Below are 20,922 nucleotides of genomic sequence, written 5' to 3' on the forward strand. Positions count from 1 at the left end.
CACGCGACACGTACGGCGTGGCCGATAATTTTCATCATGACCCATGCATTCTCCCGCTACGCCCGTGTGCTCTCGATCGCGGGCTCCGACAGCGGCGGCGGCGCCGGCATCCAGGCGGACCTCAAGACCTTTGCGGCCCTTGGCTGCTACGGCATGACCGCCATCACGGCGCTGACCGCGCAGAACACGCTGGGTGTCTCGGGCATCCACGGCGTCCCTCCCGAGTTCCTCAAGGCGCAGATCCAGGCCGTCGTCGAGGACATCGGCGTGGACGCGGTCAAGCTCGGCATGCTGCACGCGCCCGAAGTCGTCGAAGTCGTCGCCTGGGCAATCGACCACTACAAGCTGCCCAACGTGGTTCTGGATCCCGTGATGGTCGCCACGAGCGGCGACCGGCTCATCGCCGCCGAAACGGTGCAGGTGCTGGTGCGCGAGCTGTTCCCACGCGCGATGGTGGTCACGCCCAATCTGGACGAGGCCGCGCTGCTGATCGGCCATGCGATCGACAGCGTCGACGCACTGGACGACGCGGCGAGCGAGCTGCTTGCCCTGGGCGCCAGCGCGGTTCTTCTCAAGGGCGGTCATCTGCCTGGGGAGGACGTGGTCGATCTGCTCGCGCAATCCAATGGGGACCGCCTGCAGCTGGCTTCGACGCGCATCGTGAGCCGCAATCTGCACGGCACCGGGTGCACGCTGTCGTCTGCCATTGCGTCGCACCTGGCGCTCGGCTACGACCTCGCACAGGCGGTCGAGCGCGCGCGCAACTACGTCGTTGCCGCGATGGCGGCGGGCGCGGACGTGAAAGTTGGAAGCGGACATGGCCCCCTCAACCACGGGTTTGCGCCAGTGCCGACGTTCCGCCTGCCGGCGACGGGCGCGTGACCCAGGCCAGCACGAAGGTGACCGCGAGGGTCGGCAGCGCGGAACCCCACTGAGGCACCCACGCGGCGCACGAGTGGTAGATCGCGATACCGCCGATCCAGATGGCTGCCGCGGCGATGTCCACGCGCCGCGCATCGATCGCATTGACGCTGACGCTGACGCCCAGCCGCCCGAGGATCACGCCGTAGAGTGGCACGAAGACCGAGCTCAACAGCAGCAGGAACGGCTCCAGCGAGTGCATCGGGAGCACCAGCGCGAGGGCGATGCACATCGCGGCGAGCATCAGTCCCCAGCGGCGGATGCTCCATTGCGGGAACAGGCTGTGCGAAGAGACGGAGCCCGAGTAGACATCGCCGTAGGCATTGTCTAGCTCGTCGACCAGGATCAACCCCAACGCCACCAGCCCGCCCTGCGCGAGCAACAGGGCAGCGAGCATGTCGGTGCCCGGTTCCGCCACGCTGACGACCATCACGCCGAGCGCATAGCACCAGACGTTCGCGACGGCATAGCCGAGCCAGGTGCCGCCGAACGCGCCACCCAGACCGCTCCTGCTGCGTTTGCCGTGGCGGGCGTAGTCGGCAACGAGCGGCAGCCACGAGACGGGCATCGCGATCACCAGGTCCAGTGCGCCGAACATGCCCATGCTTCCATCGCCGGGGCGTGACCAGAACGCTTCGAGCCCCTTTGCATGGAGGCGCGCAGCGAACTGCCAGCTCAGCCACACCAGCGACAGGATCACGAGCGGCAGCCCGAACCGGCTGACGAAGCGCCGCACGAGCTTCACCATCGAGCCGGCGAGAAGGGCCAGCAGCACCGCACCCCAGACCAGCGTGGTGATCACCGTGCCGATGCTGCCGTCCAGCGACCAGCCGAACGCCTGCTTGCCGATGGCCTGTGTGCCTTCGCGCATGATGACGATCTCGAAGGTGGTCCAGCCGATCAGCTGGACGATGTTCAGGATCACCGGCAGTCGGGCGAATGCGCTGCCGTAGGTGGCATGCATGAGCCCTGCGCTGGCGAGGCCGCTCTCGCAGCCGATGCGGGCGGTCCAGGCCAGCAGGCCCGCGCCGATGCACGAGCCCAGCACGATCGCCACCGCGGCATCGCGTGTGCCGACCGCCGGTACGAGGAAGGCGCCGACCTGCATGACCAGCAGGCCGACCCCCAGGCTGAACCAGAGCGCCATGTGGTCGTGCCACCGGAAAACGCGTCCGGCTTCGCGAAGCGGCGTGAGCGCTTCATTGGCGCCCAAGGGCGCCTCGGTGTTGTCGGTGTTTGCCATCCATTTGCTCCAGTGCAAATTGTTTGGCAGGTGGGCGAGGCCACGGCGACGGATCCGGCACGCGAGAAAACGTGCGGCCGCCGGACCAGCTTCCCTGCGCGAGGATTACCTCAGTCAGGTTCAAAGGGACTCTCTCAGCCGACTCATCGATGAACGATGGGCCGGCACCCCTAGCGTTGCTTCAGTCTGGCGAAGCAGGATGGATTGTAGGCCCGTGGCGCGGCGCGTACGCGAGGGCGGCGGTCAGTGCTTCACGCCGAGCAGCTCGTGCAGGCGGGTGCTCGTAGTCGTGTACTGCAGCGGAATCGATTTGTCGGGAAAGACAATCGCCGTCGCGCCCCAAGCGGCCAGCGTGGCCTCGTGGAAGCCGCAGACGATCAGCTTCTTCTTGCCCGGGTAGGTGTTGATATCGCCGATCGCGAAGATGCCGCGTTCGCGCGTCTCGTACTTCTCGGTGTCGACGGGGATCTGCTTGCGGACCAGTTCGAGGCCCCAGTGGGCGATCGGTCCGAGGCGGGGGGAGATGCCGAGGCACCCGACGATCGCGTCGAAAGGTAGGAAGAGGTTCTGTGCCTCCGGCGTGATGAGCTTCAAGCCCGCATCGTCGACGGCGGAAGGCTGGCCGATGGCAAGCCGGATCGAGCCCTCCGCGACGCGCCGACGCAGCATGGCGACGGTGGCCTCGTCGCCCTGGAAGACATCGCGCCGGTGGACGAGCGTGACCTGCTTCGCAACGGACGCGAGCGCCAGTGCGGTTTCGACCGCTGCTTCGTCGCCGCCGTTGACCACGACCGTCTGCCCGGTGAAGCGGCCGAGCGCTTCACTGTCGGGGTGGTAGAAGAGCTTCGTGCCCTCCAGCCGCTCGATGCCCTCGACAGCGATCCGCTTGGGTACGAAGGCGCCGACCCCGGCCGCGATGAAAACCGTCCTGGCCAGAAAGCGCTTGCCGCGATGGGTCGCCAGCAGAATCCGTCCGTCATCCTGCCGCGCGAGCGTTTCGATCTGCTCGCCGAGGTGGAACCGGGGCTTGAAAGGTGCGACCTGCTCCAGCAGCGATTCCACCAGGCCGCGCCCGGTGGTCTTCGGCGTGCCGGGAATGTCGTAGATCGGCTTGTCGCCATACAGCTCGACGCACTGGCCGCCAGCGCGGGGCAGTGCGTCGACGATGTGACAGGAAACTTCGAGCAGGCCCAGCTGGAAGGCCTGGAACAGCCCGACCGGTCCGGCGCCGATGATCAGCGCGTCGGTTTCGATCGGGGCGGGTGCCGTGCTCAGCGCACCAGCTCCGAGATCTTGCCGGTCTTGTCCTTCCACTCTTCAGCGTCGGGCAGCGCCGGCTTGCGCTTGGTGATGCTCTTCCAGCCGTCGGCCAGGGCCAACTCGGCGTTGAGCTTGATGAAGGCGAGCTGGTCGGCCGGGAGGTCTTCCTCGGCGTAGATCGCGTTGACCGGGCATTCGGGGATGCAGACGGCGCAATCGATGCATTCGTCCGGGTCGATCACCAGCATGTTCGGCCCCTCGCGGAAGCAATCGACCGGGCATACGTCGACGCAGTCGGTGTATTTGCAGCGGATGCAGGCTTCGGAGACGACGTGGGTCATGGTGAGCTGGACGAGTGTGTGATCGGGAAAACCCCGAATTTTAGGCGTTTGTGACAGAGGGCTGCACGAGCACGGCTGCGGAGGTCCGGTGCGAGGCGGTATCGACCAGGATCAGCGAGCCCAGCGCACGCGATTGCGTGAACGGCAGCACCGCGAGCGGCTGCTGCAGGCTGAGCACCACGTCGCCGATCGCATTGGCTTCGAGCTGGTCTGCCGGCTCGGATTCGAGCGTGGTGATGTTGACCCGGTCGACGATGCGCGCGACCTTGGCCTTCACCCAGCGATGACCCTGCAGCGCCCAGTAGACGCGGCCCGCCACCAGCGGCTCGTCGTCGAGCCATGCGATGGTCGCGGTGATCTCGCGCTGCGGCTCGAACGCGCCCGGTTCCAGCAGCCAGTCGCCGCGTGACACATCGAGTTCGCGATCGAGCACGATGCCGGCGCTGTGGCCCGCATGCACGGTCTTGGGCTGGCGGGTGTGGCTCAGCACCTGCGCGACGGTGGCGGTCTGATTGCCGGGCAGCACCGTGATGCGCTGGCCGGGCTCGACGTGGCCGCTGGCGACGCGGCCCCAGAACACGCGGCGGCCGCGCGAGGTATCGGCCGATGCCGAGAACTTCTCGACCCACTGGACCGGGAAGGCAAAGGGAACGGCCTCGTCCTGCGCGGTGACCGGCAGCGATTCGAGCAGTTCGAGCAGGCTCGGGCCTTCGTAGCCTGCCCAGTTGGCGTGTCGGGAAGCCACGTTCCAGCCCTTGAGCGCCGAGATCGGCACGGTCGCGGCGACCTGCACGCCCGCGGCTTCGGCGAAGTTCGCGAGCGCAGCGGAAATGCGCTCGAACGCGAGTTCGGCGTCGTCGATCGCGTCGAGCTTGTTGACCGCGAACACGATCGACTGCACGCGCAGCAGATGGCACAGCAGGGTATGGCGGCGCGTCTGCGGCAGCAGTTCGCGCTTCACGACTTCGCCGTCGCCGACTTCGGCGGCCCAGGGCAGCTTGGTCGCGTCGACCAGCACCACGGCGGCATCGGCGCTCGACGCGGCCGTGACCATGTTGCGGGTGTACTGCTCATGGCCCGGCGCGTCGCCGATCACGAACTTGCGGTGCGCGGTCGAGAAGTAGCGGTACGCCACGTCGATCGTGATGCCTTGCTCGCGCTCGGCCGAAAGGCCGTCGGTGAGCAGTGCCAGATCGACTTCGCCGCCTCGCTGCACGCCGGCCAACTGGTCCTGCAGCACCGTCTTGCTGTCCACCAGCAGGCGGCCGATCAGCGTGCTCTTGCCGTCGTCCACGCTGCCGCAGGTGATGAAGCGCAGCGCGGCGCCGGTTTCAGCTTCAACCTTGTTCATCGTCGTCGTCGCGTTCATCAGAAGTAACCATCCTTCTTGCGCTTCTCCATCGAAGCTTCAGAGGTTTTGTCGTCCATGCGGGTTGCACCGCGCTCGCTCACGTCGGCGGCCAGCGTCTCGACCACGACGTCGGCCGCATCGGCCGCGAGGCTTTCCACCGGGCAGGTGCAGGTGATGTCGCCCACGGTTCGGAAGCGCACGTCGCGCACTTCGACCTTTTCATCGTCGCGCGGCGGGGTGAGTTCGGTCACCGGCACCAGGAGGCCGCGGCGCTCGACCACTTCACGCTTGTGGGTGTAGTAGATCGAGGGCAGGGCGATCTGCTCGCGCTCGATGTACTGCCACACGTCGAGCTCGGTCCAGTTGGAGATCGGGAACACGCGGAAGTGCTCGCCCGGTGCGAGCCGGGTGTTGAACAGCGTCCACAGCTCGGGGCGCTGATCCTTGGGCTGCCACTGGCCGAAGCTGTCGCGGTGCGAAAAGATGCGCTCCTTGGCGCGGGCCTTTTCCTCGTCCCGGCGCGCGCCACCGATCAGCGCGTCGAAGCGGAATTCCTCGATGGCTTCGAGCAAGGTCACCGATTGGTGCACATTGCGCGATTCGCCCGGATGCGCCAGCCGTACCGTGCCGCGCTTCATCGAATCCTCGACGCTGCGCACGATCAGCTCGGCGCCCAGTTCCCTGGCGCGCTGGTCACGGAAGTCCGTCACTTCGGGGAAGTTGTGGCCCGTGTCGATCATCAGGAGCGGATACGGAATGCGGCCGACGCCGAAGGCCTTCTCAGCGCACTTCAGCAGCACCAGCGAATCCTTGCCGCCGGAGAACAGCAGCGTGGGGCGCTCGAAGGAGGCTGCAACTTCGCGCAGGATGAAGATGGTCTCTTCTTCGAGCGCATCGAGGTGCGTGTTGGACAGGCGCGCGAGCGACTGCGAAGTGGTTTGCAGCAGTTCGTGTTCGGTACGGGCATTCATGGGGATGGAGCGCTCGGAAAAATTGTTCGGTGGCGGTGTGAGCTTCAGTGCGCGAGGTGCAGCCCGCACTCCCGGTTGTCCTCGCCCTTGGTCGGATCCACGTAGTCGAAGTTGTTCGGCAGGCCGTGCTTCTGGCAGTACTCGTACAGGTCCTTGGACGACCAATGAAGCAGCGGTGCGACCTTGATCAGGCCATCGGGATTGATGCTGACGGGGTCCATCTGCGCGCGCACCGCAGTGTCCGTGGCACGCAGTGCGGTGAACCAGACCTTCGGCGCCATCTCGCGCAGCGCGCGGGCGAAGGGCTCCAGCTTCACTTCTTCAGTGAAGGCGGCGTGGCGCGGATCGTCGAGCGCCGGCGTCGGGCCTTCCACCGCTTCGCGATGCGCGCGCGAGCGCCGGGGCACGAAGATGCGCAGATCCAGATCGAGCAGCTTCGTCACTTCGTCGGCGAAGCGGTAGGTGGCTTCGGTGTTGTAGCCGTTGTCCATCCAGACCACCGGCACGTCGGGCTTGGCGCGCGTGACCATGTGCAGGATCACGGCCTCGAAGGGCCGGAAGTTGGTGGTGATGATCGCCGACTGGCCCAGGCCGACGGCCCAGTCCACGAGACCTTCGGCGTTGTGGCCGAACTTGGCGTTGACTTGTGCGAGATCGATGCTCATTTGACGAGGATTCCGATGAAGGCCGGGCCGCTCAGGCGCGTGTGAACAGCGGGGCGGTGTCCACCGCATCGCCCTGGTAGTAGGCCGCGAAGCGGTCGAACTGGCGTTGTGCCGCCGTGGCGTCCACGCCTTCCTTCAGCACTGCGCTGGAGAAACCCGTGCGCTGCATCTGGACGAGCTGGTCGATCAGCACATCGCCCGTGGCGCGGATGTCGCCCTTGAAGCCGAGGCGGCGGCGCAGCAGGTAGGCCTGGCTATAGGCGCGGCCATCGGTGAACTTCGGGAAGTCGAGGTCGATGCGTTCCACGTCGTCGAGGCACACCTCGATCGCGAGCGGGTCGGCGTCGTTCGCCAGTTGCAGGACGTTCGGCTCGCCGTTGTCGACGTGTTCTTCGGCTGCAAGGATCTTCAGGGTCTTGTTCACGCTGCGGCCTCCTCGACCTTGAAACGTGCCGCGTTGGCGGCGGTCTTGAAGGGCTCGATGCCCAGGCGACGCAATGCGTCGATGAACGATTCGCCGGATTCGCGCGTGTCGCGGTAGGTGTTGAGCACCGCTTCGATCACGCCGGGCACTTCGGCCGCCGAGAACGACGGGCCCACGACCTTGCCGGCCTGCGCCGGACCGCTGAGGTCCGAGCCGTCGGAGCCGCCGAGCGTGACCTGATACCACTCCTTGCCGTCCTTGTCGACGCCGAGGATGCCGATGTGGCCGCTGTGGTGGTGGCCGCACGAGTTGATGCAGCCGCTGATGTGCAGGTCGATCTCGCCGAGGTCGTCGAGTTCGTCCAGGTCCTGGTAGCGCTCGGTGATCGCTTCGGCGATCGGGATCGAGCGTGCATTCGCCAGCGCGCAGAAGTCGCCGCCGGGGCACGCGATCATGTCCGTGAGCAGGTGCACATTGGCGCTCGCGAAGCCGGCTTCGCGGGCGGCGAGCCACAACGCGTGCAGGTCTTCGGCATGCACCCACGGCAGCAGCACGTTCTGGTCGTGCGTCACGCGGGCCTCGCCGGCGCTGAAGCGGTCGGCCAGTGTGGCAACGGCTTCCAGCTGATCGGCCGACGCATCGCCGGGCGCCTGCAGGCGGCGCTTGAACGACAGCGTCACCGCGCGCAGGGCCGGGTTCTTGTGCGGTGCGACATTGCGGGCCAGCCAGCGCGCGAACATCACGTCGTCGGCGGCTTGCGCGCGCAACTCGGCGTCGGTTTCCTCGGCGCTGCGGAACACGCGGGTGGCGAGCGTGGGCGGTACGAAGGAGGCCTTCACGCGGTCCAGCTCGGCCTGCGAGATGGTGTGCGGCGCGCCGTCGTGTTCGATGATCTGGTTGTACTCGGCCTCGACGTCGTCGATATAGACCTGTCCTTCGGCCTTCACGAGGATCTTGATGCGCGCCTTGTAGATGTTGTCGCGGCGGCCGTAGCGGTTGTAGACCCGGATCACCGCTTCGAGGTAATTCATGATCTGGTTCCACGGCAGGAATTCGCGCAGCACGGTGCCGACGATCGGGGTGCGGCCCATGCCGCCGCCCACCTGCACGCGGAAGCCGATTTCGCCCTTGTCGTTCTTGACGAGACGCAGGCCCACGTCATGCCAGCCGGTCGCGGCGCGGTCTTCGGCGGCGCCGGTGATCGCGATCTTGAACTTGCGCGGCAGGAAGGCGAACTCGGGGTGCAGCGTGCTCCACTGGCGCATGATTTCGGCGTAGGGGCGCGGATCGGCCACTTCGTCGATCGCGACGCCGGCACGTTCGTCGCTCGTGATGTTGCGGATGCAATTGCCGCTGGTCTGGATGCCGTGCATGTCGACCGAAGCGAGCAGCTCCATCACGTCCGCCGACCTGGAAAGCGGGATCCAGTTGTACTGGACGTTCTGGCGGGTGGTGAAGTGCGCGTAGTGCGTCGGCAGCTTGTGCGAGCCCAGCTTGCCCTGCGTGGCCACCGCGTTCTTGTAGACCTCGGCCTCCGGCTCGTCGTACTCGCGGGCGATCTTCGCGAGCACGCGCAGCTGCTTGCTCGACAGCTCGCCGTACGGCACAGCGACGCGCAGCATCGGCGCGTAGCGCTGCACATACCAGCCGTTCTGCAGGCGCAGGGGGCGGAACTCATCCTCGGACAGCTTGCCCGTCTGCCAGCGTTCGAGTTGATCGCGGAATTGCGCCGCGCGCAGGTGCACGAACTGGCGGTCGAAATCTGTGTATTGGTACATCGTGTGTCAGTTGTTGAAGGCAGTGCGTCCACCGGCCCCGGTCAACGAGGCCGCAACTTTAGAAGCGAGCCTTATGAAAACGAACGATTTTTTGGTTCGCGCTTTATGCGGATAAGCTTATTCGCCAGTCCCCATGCGGGTTTGCGGGCGATTGATTGCTTATTCGGGATAAGGCGGACTGGACCGGGACGGCTGTCCGGCGCGGCCGGGCCGCACGCGAATCGGGGCGAATTCTAGGGTCGGGAATCTCGCCGTGGCGCCACTAGAGCACGAACTGGTTGACCGCGACGTAGTGGCACAGCGTGCCGCCGATCACGAACAGGTGCCACGTGCCGTGCGCATGGCGCCAGCCGCGCGGATTGGCATAGAAGATCGTGCCCGCCGAATAGAGCAGGGCGCCGGTCAGCACCCACGCGACGGCGACAGCGTCGAGTCGCTCGACCAGCGGCCCGAGCACCAGCGCGCCGAGCCAACCCATCCCCAGGTAGATGAGCAGCGACGGCTTCGGAGGATCGCCCGGTCGCAGCTCGCGGCCGATGCCGACGATGGCTCCGGCCCAGATGCCCGCGAGCAGTGCCCATCCCCACGGGCCATGGAGGGTGACCAGCGCGAAAGGCGTGTAGCTGCCCGCGATGAGCAGGTAGATCGCGCAATGATCGGCCCGCTGCCAGAACAGCTTCATCGGCCCGCGCGTGCTGTGGAAGAGGGTCGAGGCGGCGTATAGCACCATCATCGAGACGCCGAACACGAGCGCGCTGGCCGTCTTGGCCGGATCGTCGCCGGCGATGGTCTTAGAAATCAGCGTGGCGCATCCGGCGGTTGCGAGAAGAAAGCCGCACAGGTGGCTGTAGCCGTTGAAGCGTTCACCGTGGTACATGATCTTCGCCCCAGGTGTTGCAGTCTTCCCGTAGCGCCGGATGCGCGCAGAAGCACTGCGGTGACCCCATGAGACACCGGTTTACGTTTTCATACATCTACCGTTGGCGCTGGCGGATCGGCAGGGTGCGCCGCGGCGACCTCTGACGATCGGCAGAGCTCGGCCGGAGAGGTGCGTATGGCCTCTGGTCGAGCGGCCCGATCAGCGCCGCTCGCCGAAGACCAGGCTGAGCTGGCGCGGATCGAGCTTCGGGTGGCCGCTGGCAGGGTCCGTCTCATCCTCGCCGGGATGCGGCTCGCGGACGGTCGTCGCGGCTTCGATCTGCTGGCTGCGGAAGGCGGCGAGATGGCGTGCGAGGCTCAGTTCGGAGGGTTCGAAATCGGGGGTGGGCAGTGCGAGTGACATGGCAGGCTCCTTTGTCTTCAAGATAGGCCGTGCGCCACGCCGGGCACGTAGGCGCCCTCAGTCCAGGCAACGCCGCGATGACTGATTTGCCCGTGCCCCCATTCCTACGAAACCGCCGCCTTGTGCGCCCGGTCGTACAGCGGATCGGCGGCATCGCTTGCATGGCCGATCGGGCGTGCAGTGAAATGGCGGGCCAAATCAAGGCCAAGGAGACCTCATGCCCGTGTTCAACACCGTTGTGATCGACAAGGACCCTGCTCATCCACGCATCGCGCGGCTGCTGCTGAATCGTCCGGAAAAGCTCAACGCCATCGGCGAAACCACGCCGTCGGACATCCGGCAGGCCGTCGCCTGGGCGCAGGCCGAGGACGAGGTGCATGTCATCGTCGTCGAAGGCGCCGGCCGCGCCTTCTGCGCGGGGTACGACCTGGGCGACTACGCGGAGGGCCATGTCGACCGCGCTGGCGGCGACCACCCCTGTCGGCAGGAGAAGACGCCCTGGGATCCGATGCTCGACTACGCGGCGATGAAGGGCAACACCGAGGACTTCATGTCGCTCTGGCGCTGCACCAAGCCGACCATCGCCAAGGTGCACGGCTACGCGGTCGCGGGCGGCAGCGACATTGCGCTGTGCTGCGACCTGCTCGCGATGGCCGACGACGCGAAGATCGGCTACATGCCCACGCGCGTCTGGGGCTGCCCGACCACCGCGATGTGGACCTACCGGCTCGGCGCGATGCGGGCCAAGCAACTCATGTTCACCGGCGACACCATCACCGGTGCACAGGCTGCCGATTGGGGCCTCGCCAACTTCGCGGTTCCGGCTGGCGAATTGGACGACGCCACGCTGCGACTCGCGCTGCGCATCGCTGGGGTGCCGCGCTCCCATCTCATGATGCACAAGCTGGTGGTCAACCAGGTCTGGCTCTCGATGGGCCTGGAGCAGACGCAGATGTTCGCCACGGTCTTCGACGGCATCACCCGCCATAACCCCGAGGGCCTGTGGTTCCGCCGGCAGGCCGAGGTGGAGGGCTTCAAGAGCGCGGTGGCCTGGCGCGACAGCGGTCGGCCGATTCCCGAGGGCGACGAGGCGAGGGCGCTGGTGGCCGAACTCGAGGCTCGCCTGGCAGAGGCCGGGGCGGCCGCGAAACCGTAGCAGCCACTGCGGCTCCGGGCAAATGTCTACCGCCTTCGCGGTATGGACCTACACGTTCATATGTAATACATAAGTAGTCTTGAAGATGGTCCGCAACTTCAGGAGAACGTGTGCAGCGCGAAAGGAGAGGCGAACTGACCCAGCTCTACCAGGCCGTCGTCGTGAGTCGCCTTGCGGTGGAAGCCGCGCGTGGCGAACTCATCGAGGCGCTGGGCGATTGGCTCTGCGGCGCCGACACGCAGCCGCCCGGGTCCGTGGAGATGCAGGCGCTCGCGCGCCTGTGCGAGGCGCAGGAGAAGGCCGAGGCGGAATACGCGAAATGCGTCGCGGTGCTGTCCGAGAAGCTCGTCCACCGCGCCCGGGTCGCGTGAGGCGCCCGGCGATTCAGAACGACCCGAAGGTCGACCCCAGCACGATCACCGCGACCAGCGCCAGCAGCGCGCCGACGATGCCTACCATCACGATGTCGAAGTAGCTCTCCTTGTGGCCCGTGCCGCACACGGCGAGCAGCGTGACCACGGCGCCGTTGTGCGGCAGGCTGTCGAGCGTCCCCGCCCCGATCACCGCGACCCGGTGCATCAGCGCCGGATCGAGCCCGGTCGTGGCGGCCAGCTGCATGTAGGTCGCGCCGAGCGCATCGAGCGCGATCGTCAGGCCACCCGAGGCCGAACCGGTGAGCGCGGCCAGGATGTTGGTCGACAGCGCCAGTGACACCAGCGGCCCGCCGCCGATGCCCAGCACCCATTCGCGCACCATCTCGAAGGCCGGCATGGCGGCCACCACCGCGCCGAAGCCCACCAGGCTCGCCACCGACACGACCGGCAGCACCGAGGCATTGGCGCCCGCGTCGATCGTCTCGCGCAGCGAAGGCAGCCGGTTCCAGTTGCAGGCGATCAGCACCACGATCGCCGCCATCAGCGCCACCAGCACCGCCCAGACGCCGCCCACGTTGGCGATCGAGATGCCGCCGAAGCGCGGCTCGGCGAGGTAGTCGGTATCGAGCCGCGGAAGCACCACCAGTGCCATCAGCAGATTGACCAGAACGACCACGATCAGGGGCAGCAGGGCGATGAAGACGCCGGGCTCCCTGTCGCTGTGACCGCCGCGCGTGGCCTCGGCGGGATCGAAGCTGCCGGACGTGCTCGCGCGCTCGCGCACCACCGGGTCGGCAGAGGCGTCCATGTGCTTGTCCACCGTGACGGTGCCGAAGCCTTCGCCGGCCTTGCGTGCGGCGTTCTCGGCGCGGCGCAGCCACCACATCCCGAAGCCCAGCATGATGGCGGCGGCGATCACGCCCAGCCCGGGCGCGGCGAACGCGGTGGTCCCGAAGAAGGGCATCGGGATCGCGTTCTGGATCGCCGGCGTGCCTGGCAGTGCGGACATCGTGAAGGTCGACGTGCCGAGCGCGATCGCCGCGGGCATCAGCCGCGCGGGTACGTTGGCCGCGCGAAACAGCGCCTGTGCCATCGGCGCGAGCACGAAGAAGGCGACGAAGAGGCTCACTCCGCCATACGTCACCATCGCACCCGCCAGCACCACCGCGAGCATCGCCCGCTGCGGGCCGAGCTTCTCGGTCATGAAGCGCGCGATGGTCTGCACCGAGCCGCTGTCGTCCATGAGCTTGCCGAAGATCGCGCCCAGCAGGAAGAGCGGAAAGAAACTGGCAAGAAAGCCTGCCGCGGAACCCATGAAGGTCTGCGTCCAGTGCGCGAGCAGCGGTTCGCGCGCGAACAGCGCTGCGATGAGTGCTGCGAGCGGCGCGAGCACCAGCACGCTCCAGCCGCGGTAGGAAAGCCAGATCAGCAGGCCGAGGCCGGCGAAGATTCCTGCGAGTCCCATCGGTTCAAACCCCTTCGAGCAGTGCGTCGAGATCGAGCGTCGAGCGCTTGCCGATGTCGCCCGCGTGCGCCGCGAGGAAGGCGGTGGCTGCACGCCGGCCCTCGTCGCGCAGCTTGCACAGGAAGGCCCATTCCGCGATCAGCTTCGACGAATAGCCCAGATCGAGCATCGCATCGGTCGCGATACGGTGGATGCGCATGCGCGCCCATGCCGCGCCTTCGCCGTGGCCGGGGTCGGCCACCTGGTGCAGCATCGCGATCATGCGCAGTTCCTTCAGCAGCGGCGAATTGAAGGAGATCTCGTTGAGCCGGTTGTTGATTTCCTGCGCGCTGCGCGGGACGCCCGGACGCTCCACCGGATTGATCTGCACCAGGATGGTGTCGCTGGAGGAGCATTCGCGAATCAGCGGGGTCATCGTCGGGTTGCCTGCGTAGCCGCCATCCCAGTAGGGGTCGCCGTCGATCTCCACCGCATGGAACATCGACGGCAGGCAGGCCGACGCGAGCAGGACGTCGGGGCTGATCTCGGCATTGCGGAACACGCGCCCCCGGCCGGTGCGCACGTTGGTCGCGGTCACGAAGAGCTTGATGGGCGACGAAGCCAGGCGCTCGAAGTCGATCAGCTCCCGGAGGATGCCGCGCAGCGGGTTCATGCCCTGCGGGTTGAGGTTGTAGGGCGACCACACGCGCATCGCGAGGTCCGCGGCGAGGAAGGTCGGAGAGTTGTCGAGCGTCCAGCGGCCGGAGATCATCTCGATCCAGCTGCGCTGGAAGGGGCTGAACCGGGCCGCTTCCGATACGCCGCGCCAGAACTTCTCCAGCGATTCGCGCGCGCCCTCGGCGCCGCCGCCCGCATGTCCGCAGGCCAGCACAGCGGCGTTCATCGCGCCCGCGGAAGTGCCGGAGACGCCGTCGATGCGCAGCCACGATTCCTCGAGGAGACGATCGAGTACGCCCCAGGTGAATGCGCCGTGGGCGCCACCGCCTTGCAATGCAAGGTCAATCGGAAGTGTTTTCAAACGATTCCTCCAAGCGCATCGCGCCGTCATGCACACCAAGCAATGCCCGCGCCAGCGCGATGGCCGGGCCATCCTATGTGAGTGGTGGGTCCGACTCAAGGCGATCGTTTGACCATCGTCAAGCGTGCGGCGAACAGGAAAAGGTGGTAGCGGCGGATCATGGCGGGGCCGCATGACAGTCCCGCGTCGGCCTGGGCGGGGCTCGGGAATTGCACCAAGGGGCCATTGCCTGCGCGGTGCTTTGAAGCGACATTAGCGTTTCACTGAACAGCCTGCGTCGGGTCGGTCGTCGTGCGTGGCCGCGTGGGCGAGGAGGATGGTCTATGGGTTTGTCGAGTGACGTGGCCTTGCGAGCACGACGTGCGGGCCTCTTCCGGACAGGTGCTGTGCGGAGTGTTCACGGCCTGCTCCCGCTGTTATGCGCCGCGGTGCTCCTGTCCGCCTGTTCGAAGTCCGAACCTGAAAAGGCTGCTCCACCTCCCACCGAAGTCTCCGCCCTGGCCGTCAAGGCGCAGACCGTTCCCGTGACCTACGAGTTCGTCGGCCAGACCGAGAGTTCGCAGCAGGTGGAGATCCGGGCCCGGGTCAACGGTTTTCTGGAAAAGAGGGTCTACACCGAAGGCACGTTCGTCGAGCCCGGCCAGGTCCTTTTCAGGATGGACGTGAAGCCCTTCGAGGCCAGCCTGAAGGCCGCGAAGGCGGAGCTTGCGCAGCAGCAGGCTCGCCTTGCCACCGCGCGCGCGAACCTCGCGCGGGTCAAGCCGCTCGTCGCCGACAACGCCCTGGCGGTCAAGGATCTCGACGACGCCACCGGCACCGAACAGGCCGCCTCTGCCGCGGTAGAGGCCGCGGCCGCGAAGGTCACCGATGCGCAGTTGAACCTCGGCTACACCACGATCACCTCGCCGGTGGCCGGCCAGTCGTCGTTCGCCAAGGTCCAGGACGGCGCCTACGTGAACGCCGAGAACAGCTTGCTCACCTACGTGGCGAAGCTCGACCCGATGCGGGTGAACTTCAGCCTCTCGGAAAACGAGTCGCTGCGCCTGCAGGACGAGATCGCCAAAGGCAAGCTGATCAAGGCGCTGCGCGACGACTACGCGGTGGAACTGCTGCTGGCCGACGGCTCGAGCTTTCCCGCGCAGGGGCGCATCACCTTTGCAGATGCCTCCTTCAGCCAGGAGACGGGCACCTTCCTGCTGCGCGCCGAGCTGCCCAATCCGAAAGGCGAACTGCGCCCGGGACAGTTCGTGCGGGTCAAGGTCCACGGCTTCCAGCGACCCAACTCGATCATCGTGCCGCAGCGCGCGGTGCAGGAGGGCCCGCGCGGCGAGTACGTCTGGGTCGTCGATGGCGAGGGCAAGGCGTCCCAGCGGCTGGTGAGTGTCGGCGACTGGATGGGCGATCAATGGCTGGTGACTGCCGGCCTGAAGGACGGGGAGCGCGTCGTGGTCGACGGCTTCATGCGGCTCGCGCCGGGTGCGCCGGTCAAGGTGAAGGACGTGCCGCCGGATCCGCTGCCGGAGGGAAAGGCAACCGAACGCCCGGCGGGGCCGACGCCTGCGGGCGCGGTGGCCGCCGCGGCTTCGGTGATGCCGAATTCGGGCGCAGGCCCGGCGGGCGGCACCGCGAAGGCTGCTGCGGCGTCGCCGCCCGCGGGCTCGGCGTCCGCGTCCGGCAGTGCGGGCGCCAACGGCGATGCCGTCTACTTCGACCGCGGCCGCACCGCGCTCGACGCGACGGGCCAGGTGCGGCTGGTCTCGATCATCGCTGCGCTGAAAGCCAAGCCCGACCTGCGCGTCGTCCTGCACGGCTACGTCGATTCGAGCGGTGATCCGAAGGTCAACGCAGCGCTCGCCAAGCGGCGCGCGGAAGCGGTCCGCGATGCGCTGCTGGCGGCCGATGTGCCGGCCAAGCAGATCGAGATGAAGGCGCCGGCGAACATCGTCGGCGGCGATTCGCCCGCCATGGCGCGCCGCGTCGATGTCATCCTGGCGGAGGCACGATGAAGTTCGCGCACTTCTTCATCGACCGTCCCATCTTCGCGTCCGTCATCTCGATCATCCTGGTCATCGCCGGGGTGGTGGCGATGTTCAATCTGCCGATCGCGCAGTTTCCGGACATCACCCCGCCGCAGATTTCCGTCAGTGCCACCTACCCGGGCGCGAGTTCGTCGGTGGTGGCCGAGAACGTGGCCGCGCCGATCGAGCAGCAGGTCAACGGCGCCGACCGCATGATGTACATGAACTCCACGTCGAGCTCGACGGGGAACATGACGCTGTCGGTCTACTTCGAGATCGGCACCGACCCCTCGCTCGCGCAGGTCGACGTGCAGAACCGCGTGAACCTCGCGCTGCCGCAGTTGCCCTCGGCGGTGAGCCAGCAGGGCGTGAGCGTGCAGAAGAAGTCGCAGGCCTTCATGCTGATCGTGGCGATCTATTCGCCCGACAACAGCCAGGACCCGACCTTCGTCGCGAACTACGCCAACATCAACGTGCTCGATGCGATCAAGCGCATCCCGGGTGCCAACCAGAGCTCGATCTTCGGCTCGCCCGACTACGCGATGCGCCTGTGGCTCAAGCCCGACCGCATGGCGAGCCTGGGCATGACCGCGACCGACGTGCAGAACGCGGTCGCCGCGCAGAACCAGCAGTACGCCGCGGGCCGGCTCGGCGCCTCGCCGACGGTCACGCCGGTGCAGCAGACCATTCCGGTGGCGACCTCGGGTCGCATGACCGAGCCCACGCAGTTCGACAACATCATCCTGCGCGCCTCGCAGCAGGGCACCGGCGCCATCGTGCGCGTCAAGGACATCGGCCGCGCCGAGCTGGGCTCCAAGGACTACTCCATCCGTTCGAAGTACAACGGCAAGACCGCGACGCTGATCGCGATCTACCAGCAGCCCGGCGCCAATGCGCTGCAGGTCGCGAAGGACACGCGCGCGCTGATGACCGAGCTGAAGAAGTCCTTCCCGGCCGGGCTGGACTACGACATCGCGCTGGACACCACCGAGTTCGTGCAGGAATCGATCAACGAAGTGGTCCACACCTTCTTCGAGGCCGTGGTGCTGGTGGTGATCGTGGTGTTCGTGTTCCTGCAGAGCTTCCGCGCGACCCTGGTGCCGATCCTGGCGGTGCCGGTCTCGATCCTCGGGGCCTTCATCGGCATGACCGCGATGGGCTTCTCGATCAACATGCTCACATTGTTCGGCATGGTGCTCGCGATCGGCATCGTGGTGGACGATGCGATCGTGGTGGTCGAGAACGTCGAGCGCAACATGAGCGAGTTCGGCTTGTCGCCCAAGGACGCGGCCAAGCGCGCGATGGATGAAGTGAGCGGGCCGGTGATCGCCATCGTGCTCGTGCTGTGCGCGGTGTTCATCCCGGTCGCGTTCCTCTCGGGCATCACCGGGCAGCTCTACAAGCAGTTCGCGATCACGATCGCGGTGTCCGTGGTGCTGTCCGGTCTGGTGGCGCTGACGCTGTCGCCCGCACTTGCCGCGCTGCTGCTGAAGCCGCCGAAAGCGGGTGAGCACGAGAAGAAGGGCTTCTTCGGCTGGTTCAACCGCAGCTTCGACCGGGTGACCGAAGGCTATACGTCGACGACCAAGCTGGCGATCAAGCGCGTGCTGGTTTCGGTGCTCCTGATCGCCGGCATGATCGTCGTCATGATGGGCCTGTTCAGGAAGGTGCCGACCACCTTCCTGCCGGTGGAGGACCAGGGCTACATCTTCACCGCGGTCATCATGCCGGACGCCGCGAGCCTGGATCGCACCGAAGCCATCACCGACCGCGCGCAGCAGTGGTTCAGCAAGCAGCCCGGCGTGAAAGCGGTGGCGACCGTGCCTGGCTACAGCCTGATCGATTCGCAGAACAAATCCAACGCGGGCGTTCTGTTCGTGTCGCTCAAGAGCTTCGCGGAGCGGCAGTCGCCGGACGATCGCGCCGACGCGCTGATCGGGCAGGCCAGCGCGGAGTTCTCGACCTTCAAGGAGGCCGTGCTGGTGCCGGTCAATCCGCCGTCCATCCCGGGCCTGGGCACGACCGGCGGCTTCGAGTTCTGGATCCAGAGCGAGGGCGACGCGCCGCTGCAGCGGGTGGAGCAGGTCACGCGCGACTTCATCGCCAAGGCCAGGCAGCGGCCCGAACTCAGAGGCCTGAACTCGACCATCAACACGCGCTCGCGCCAGTTGATGGTGGATGTCGACCGCGACAAGGCCGAGAGCCTCGGCGTGCCGACGCAGGACGTCTATTCCACCCTGCAGACGCTGTTCGGCTCGCTCTACGTGAGCCAGTTCCCGAAGAACAGCCGGCTGTTCCAGGTGATCCTGCAGGCGGAGCCGGACTTCCGCACCAAGCCCGAAGACCTGCAGAACATGTACGTGCGCAACAAGGAGGGCAAGATGGTGCCGCTCAAGGCGGTCGCGACCACGCGGTACGTGACCGGCGCCGACATCGTCACCCGCTTCAACAACTTCGTCGCGGCCAAGGTCACGGGCGACGCGGGCATCGGCTACAGCTCGGGGCAGGCGCTGGCCGCGATGGAAGAGATTGCGCACGAGGTGCTGCCGGCGGGCTTCTCGTTCGCATGGTCCGGCGAGGCCTACGAAGAGCGCAAGGCCGGCTCGACGGCCGGATTGGTGTTCGCCTTCGCGCTGGTGATGGTGTTCCTGATCCTCGCGGCGCAGTACGAGAAATGGTCCTTGCCCTTCGGTGTGCTGCTCGCGGTGCCGTTCGCGCTGTTCGGTGCCATCGCGGCGATCTGGCTGCGCGGCATCCAGAACGACGTGTACTTCCAGATCGGCCTCACGGTGCTGATCGCGCTGGCGGCCAAGAACGCCATCCTGATCTTCGAATTCGCGGTCGAGCTGCGCCACAAGGAAGGGCTCTCGCCCTACGACGCGGCGGTCGGCGCGGCCAAGCTGCGTTTGCGGCCGATCATCATGACGTCGCTGGCCTTCATCCTCGGGTGTATTCCGCTCGCGATCGCCAGCGGCGCTTCGGCCGCCAGCCGGCAGTCGCTCGGCACCGGCGTGATCGGCGGCATGCTCGGCGCGACCGTGATCGCGATCTTCTTCATCCCGATGTTCTTCTGGGGCCTGGAAACGTTCAGCGATCGCATGAGCGGCAAGAAGGCCGAGCATGCGAAGGGCGAGGGTCCGGAAGCGACCGGACAGGGAGCCACCGATGCGCCGCACTGATGCGACTTGTCGCGGCGCGGCGGCACTGGTGTGCGCGCTGTTCCTGGGCCTGCCGCTCGGCGGCTGCATGCTCGGCCCGGACTACAAGCGGCCCGATCTCGACGTTCCGACGCAATACCGCAGTGCCACGCCGATGGGCGCGGTCGATGCGGCTGCCACCGAATCGGCATGGTGGCAGCAGTTCAACGATCCGGCGCTCGATGCCCTGATCAGCGAGGGTCTGCGCAACAACCAGGACCTGGTCGCCGCGGCCGCGCGCGTGGAGCAGTTCTACGGCGTGCTCGGCACCACGCGCTCGCAGCTCTTCCCGCAGGTGGGCGCGCAGGTGAGTGGCAGCCGCACGCGCGCGAGCGAGCACGCGATTCCCGGGGCGCCGTTGACCAATCCGTACAACGCGGTGCAGGCGAGTCTGCTCCTGAGCTGGGAGATCGACCTCTTCGGCCGTACCCGGCGGCTTACCGAAGCCGCGACGGCGGAACTGGAGGCGAGCGAAGCCTTCCGCCGCGGCACCGTGCTTTCGGTCGTGACGGCGATCACCTCGGGCTACGTCAACCTGCGCGAGCAGGATCGCGAGTTGGAGGTGTCGCGCGAGACGCTGGGCCTGCGGCTCGATGCCTTGAACCTCTTCGAGCGGCGCTTCAAGGGCGGCGTGGTGTCCGAGGTCGAGGTCAGCCAGGCACGGTCGGAATACGCGACGGCGCTGCGGGCGATCCCGTTGCTCGAACAGTCGATCGTGCAACTGGAGAACGCGCTCGCCAACCTGGTCGGCCGCAATCCGGGCCCGATCGCGCGCGGCAAGGCGATCGACCAGCTCATGCTGCCGCCGGTGCCGGCGGGCCTGCCGTCCGATCTGCTGGAGCGGCGCCCCGACATCCGGCAGGCGGAGCAATCGATGATCGCTGCCAATGCCCGCATCGGTGCGGCGAAGGCGGCGTATTTCCCGACGATCTCGCTCACCGGCGCGTTCGGTCAGGCAAGCCGTTCGCTGTCCGATCTGTGGGAAGGACCGTCGCGCCTGTGGACCTATGGCGCGAACATCACGATGCCGATCTTTACCGCCGGTGCGATCGCGGGCCAGGTCACGAGCGCCGAAGCGGCGCAGCGGGCGTCGGTTGCGCAGTACCGCAAGGCGGTGCAGGCCGCGTTCGGCGAAACGGAGAACGCGCTGTCCGGCATCACCACCTCGCGCACCGCGCTCGATGCGCAGCTGATGCAGGTCGCCGCGCTCGACAACTACGCCCGGCTCGCGCGCAGGCGGTTCGAAGGCGGCTACACCAGCTATCTCGAAGTGCTCGACGCCGATCGCGCGCTGTTCAGCGCACGCCTGCAGCTGGCCCAGCAGCAGGGCAGCGTGCTGCTCCAGTCGGCGGCGCTCTATCGTTCGCTCGGCGGCGGCTGGGTCGACGTCGCGGACAAGGAAGCGCCGCAGCCCGGCGTGAACGTGAGCGAGCGGCCCCGCGCCTTTCCGTGAGACCG

The 20,922-nt window shown here is 67.0% G+C and carries 18 protein-coding genes and 1 riboswitch; of the genes, 6 read left to right on the plus strand and 12 right to left on the minus strand.

Annotated elements, in window-relative coordinates:
* Window positions 1–36 precede the first annotated feature (36 nt).
* Window positions 37–882 carry a bifunctional hydroxymethylpyrimidine kinase/phosphomethylpyrimidine kinase gene (gene thiD, locus WKW77_RS00400; protein WP_340354850.1) on the plus strand — a complete coding sequence of 282 codons (846 nt, stop codon included), beginning with the start codon at window positions 37–39 and terminating at the stop codon, window positions 880–882.
* Here the strand turns inward: thiD and WKW77_RS00405 are convergent.
* From WKW77_RS00405 to WKW77_RS00450, 10 genes are all read right to left on the minus strand, one after another.
* The gene (locus tag WKW77_RS00405) at window positions 827–2,164 is read right to left on the minus strand and encodes a purine-cytosine permease family protein (RefSeq protein WP_340354851.1); all 1,338 of its coding nucleotides are present in this window, start codon (window positions 2,162–2,164) and stop codon (window positions 827–829) included. The two genes, thiD and WKW77_RS00405, sit on opposite strands and share 56 nt — an antisense overlap.
* 74 nt (window positions 2,165–2,238) lie before the next feature.
* Window positions 2,239–2,346, minus strand: a riboswitch (TPP riboswitch).
* Between the two features lie 61 nt (window positions 2,347–2,407).
* Window positions 2,408–3,478, minus strand: a complete 1,071-nt coding sequence (locus WKW77_RS00410) for an NAD(P)/FAD-dependent oxidoreductase (RefSeq protein ID WP_340354852.1) — start codon at window positions 3,476–3,478, stop codon at window positions 2,408–2,410.
* Window positions 3,436–3,765 (minus strand): ferredoxin FdxA, encoded by a 330-nt coding sequence (gene fdxA, locus WKW77_RS00415; RefSeq protein WP_340354853.1) that lies wholly within the window; start codon window positions 3,763–3,765, stop codon window positions 3,436–3,438. The genes WKW77_RS00410 and fdxA overlap by 43 nt, the downstream gene beginning before the upstream one ends.
* Window positions 3,766–3,805: 40 nt before the next feature.
* A complete protein-coding gene (locus WKW77_RS00420) occupies window positions 3,806–5,134 on the minus strand; it encodes a sulfate adenylyltransferase subunit 1 (RefSeq protein WP_340354854.1) in 1,329 nt (442 codons plus the stop codon).
* Entirely contained in the window at window positions 5,134–6,087 is a 954-nt protein-coding gene (gene cysD / locus WKW77_RS00425) for a sulfate adenylyltransferase subunit CysD (protein ID WP_340354855.1), read from the minus strand. Before cysD ends, WKW77_RS00420 begins: the two co-directional genes overlap by 1 nt.
* A 44-nt stretch (window positions 6,088–6,131) precedes the next feature.
* On the minus strand, window positions 6,132–6,752 hold the full coding sequence (locus WKW77_RS00430) for a phosphoadenosine phosphosulfate reductase domain-containing protein (protein WP_340354856.1): 621 nt from the start codon (window positions 6,750–6,752) through the stop codon (window positions 6,132–6,134).
* A 31-nt stretch (window positions 6,753–6,783) separates the two neighbouring features.
* Window positions 6,784–7,176: a DUF934 domain-containing protein gene (locus WKW77_RS00435; protein WP_340354857.1), complete on the minus strand. Its 393-nt coding sequence runs from the start codon at window positions 7,174–7,176 to the stop codon at window positions 6,784–6,786.
* Complete coding sequence (locus WKW77_RS00440; RefSeq protein ID WP_340354858.1) at window positions 7,173–8,954, minus strand: nitrite/sulfite reductase; 1,782 nt, start codon at window positions 8,952–8,954, stop codon at window positions 7,173–7,175. The genes WKW77_RS00435 and WKW77_RS00440 overlap by 4 nt, the downstream gene beginning before the upstream one ends.
* A 262-nt stretch (window positions 8,955–9,216) precedes the next feature.
* Entirely contained in the window at window positions 9,217–9,831 is a 615-nt protein-coding gene (gene trhA / locus WKW77_RS00445; protein WP_340354859.1) for a PAQR family membrane homeostasis protein TrhA, read from the minus strand.
* A gap of 201 nt (window positions 9,832–10,032) precedes the next feature.
* Window positions 10,033–10,236 (minus strand): hypothetical protein, encoded by a 204-nt coding sequence (locus WKW77_RS00450; RefSeq protein ID WP_340354860.1) that lies wholly within the window; start codon window positions 10,234–10,236, stop codon window positions 10,033–10,035.
* Between the two features lie 217 nt (window positions 10,237–10,453).
* Between WKW77_RS00450 and WKW77_RS00455 the strand changes: the two genes are divergently transcribed.
* Window positions 10,454–11,392 (plus strand): crotonase/enoyl-CoA hydratase family protein, encoded by a 939-nt coding sequence (locus tag WKW77_RS00455; protein ID WP_340354861.1) that lies wholly within the window; start codon window positions 10,454–10,456, stop codon window positions 11,390–11,392.
* A gap of 110 nt (window positions 11,393–11,502) precedes the next feature.
* On the plus strand, window positions 11,503–11,763 hold the full coding sequence (locus WKW77_RS00460) for a hypothetical protein (RefSeq protein WP_340354862.1): 261 nt from the start codon (window positions 11,503–11,505) through the stop codon (window positions 11,761–11,763).
* 13 nt (window positions 11,764–11,776) lie between these two features.
* Here the strand turns inward: WKW77_RS00460 and WKW77_RS00465 are convergent, their stop codons facing one another.
* Window positions 11,777–13,231 (minus strand): GntP family permease, encoded by a 1,455-nt coding sequence (locus WKW77_RS00465; RefSeq protein ID WP_340354863.1) that lies wholly within the window; start codon window positions 13,229–13,231, stop codon window positions 11,777–11,779.
* A 4-nt stretch (window positions 13,232–13,235) separates the two neighbouring features.
* Complete coding sequence (locus WKW77_RS00470; RefSeq protein ID WP_422823094.1) at window positions 13,236–14,279, minus strand: patatin-like phospholipase family protein; 1,044 nt, start codon at window positions 14,277–14,279, stop codon at window positions 13,236–13,238.
* A 494-nt stretch (window positions 14,280–14,773) separates the two neighbouring features.
* Here WKW77_RS00470 and WKW77_RS00475 point away from each other — a divergent pair, with 494 nt between their 5' ends.
* The 3 genes from WKW77_RS00475 to WKW77_RS00485 are packed head-to-tail and all read left to right on the plus strand — an operon-like array spanning window position 14,774 to window position 20,917.
* Window positions 14,774–16,255 carry an efflux RND transporter periplasmic adaptor subunit gene (locus WKW77_RS00475; protein ID WP_422823095.1) on the plus strand — a complete coding sequence of 494 codons (1,482 nt, stop codon included), beginning with the start codon at window positions 14,774–14,776 and terminating at the stop codon, window positions 16,253–16,255.
* Window positions 16,252–19,446: an efflux RND transporter permease subunit gene (locus WKW77_RS00480; RefSeq protein WP_340354866.1), complete on the plus strand. Its 3,195-nt coding sequence runs from the start codon at window positions 16,252–16,254 to the stop codon at window positions 19,444–19,446. Before WKW77_RS00475 ends, WKW77_RS00480 begins: the two co-directional genes overlap by 4 nt.
* Window positions 19,433–20,917: an efflux transporter outer membrane subunit gene (locus WKW77_RS00485; protein ID WP_340354867.1), complete on the plus strand. Its 1,485-nt coding sequence runs from the start codon at window positions 19,433–19,435 to the stop codon at window positions 20,915–20,917. The genes WKW77_RS00480 and WKW77_RS00485 overlap by 14 nt, the downstream gene beginning before the upstream one ends.
* The last annotated feature ends 5 nt before the right edge of the window (window positions 20,918–20,922 follow it).

It is taken from the genome of Variovorax ureilyticus (assembly GCF_037889935.1).
Taxonomy (GTDB): Bacteria; Pseudomonadota; Gammaproteobacteria; order Burkholderiales; family Burkholderiaceae_C; genus Variovorax; species Variovorax ureilyticus.

Bases quoted from the DNA above. Each gene is read 5' to 3' on its own strand.
- thiD (WP_340354850.1), top strand. From the start codon at position 37: ATGACCCATGCATTCTCCCGCTACGCCCGTGTGCTCTCGATCGCGGGC.
- WKW77_RS00405 (WP_340354851.1), bottom strand. From the start codon at position 2,164: ATGGCAAACACCGACAACACCGAGGCGCCCTTGGGCGCCAATGAAGCG.
- fdxA (WP_340354853.1), bottom strand. From the start codon at position 3,765: ATGACCCACGTCGTCTCCGAAGCCTGCATCCGCTGCAAATACACCGAC.
- WKW77_RS00420 (WP_340354854.1), bottom strand. From the start codon at position 5,134: ATGAACGCGACGACGACGATGAACAAGGTTGAAGCTGAAACCGGCGCC.
- cysD (WP_340354855.1), bottom strand. From the start codon at position 6,087: ATGAATGCCCGTACCGAACACGAACTGCTGCAAACCACTTCGCAGTCG.
- WKW77_RS00430 (WP_340354856.1), bottom strand. From the start codon at position 6,752: ATGAGCATCGATCTCGCACAAGTCAACGCCAAGTTCGGCCACAACGCC.
- WKW77_RS00440 (WP_340354858.1), bottom strand. From the start codon at position 8,954: ATGTACCAATACACAGATTTCGACCGCCAGTTCGTGCACCTGCGCGCG.
- trhA (WP_340354859.1), bottom strand. From the start codon at position 9,831: ATGTACCACGGTGAACGCTTCAACGGCTACAGCCACCTGTGCGGCTTT.
- WKW77_RS00450 (WP_340354860.1), bottom strand. From the start codon at position 10,236: ATGTCACTCGCACTGCCCACCCCCGATTTCGAACCCTCCGAACTGAGC.
- WKW77_RS00455 (WP_340354861.1), top strand. From the start codon at position 10,454: ATGCCCGTGTTCAACACCGTTGTGATCGACAAGGACCCTGCTCATCCA.
- WKW77_RS00465 (WP_340354863.1), bottom strand. From the start codon at position 13,231: ATGGGACTCGCAGGAATCTTCGCCGGCCTCGGCCTGCTGATCTGGCTT.
- WKW77_RS00470 (WP_422823094.1), bottom strand. From the start codon at position 14,279: ATGACGGCGCGATGCGCTTGGAGGAATCGTTTGAAAACACTTCCGATT.
- WKW77_RS00480 (WP_340354866.1), top strand. From the start codon at position 16,252: ATGAAGTTCGCGCACTTCTTCATCGACCGTCCCATCTTCGCGTCCGTC.
- WKW77_RS00485 (WP_340354867.1), top strand. From the start codon at position 19,433: ATGCGCCGCACTGATGCGACTTGTCGCGGCGCGGCGGCACTGGTGTGC.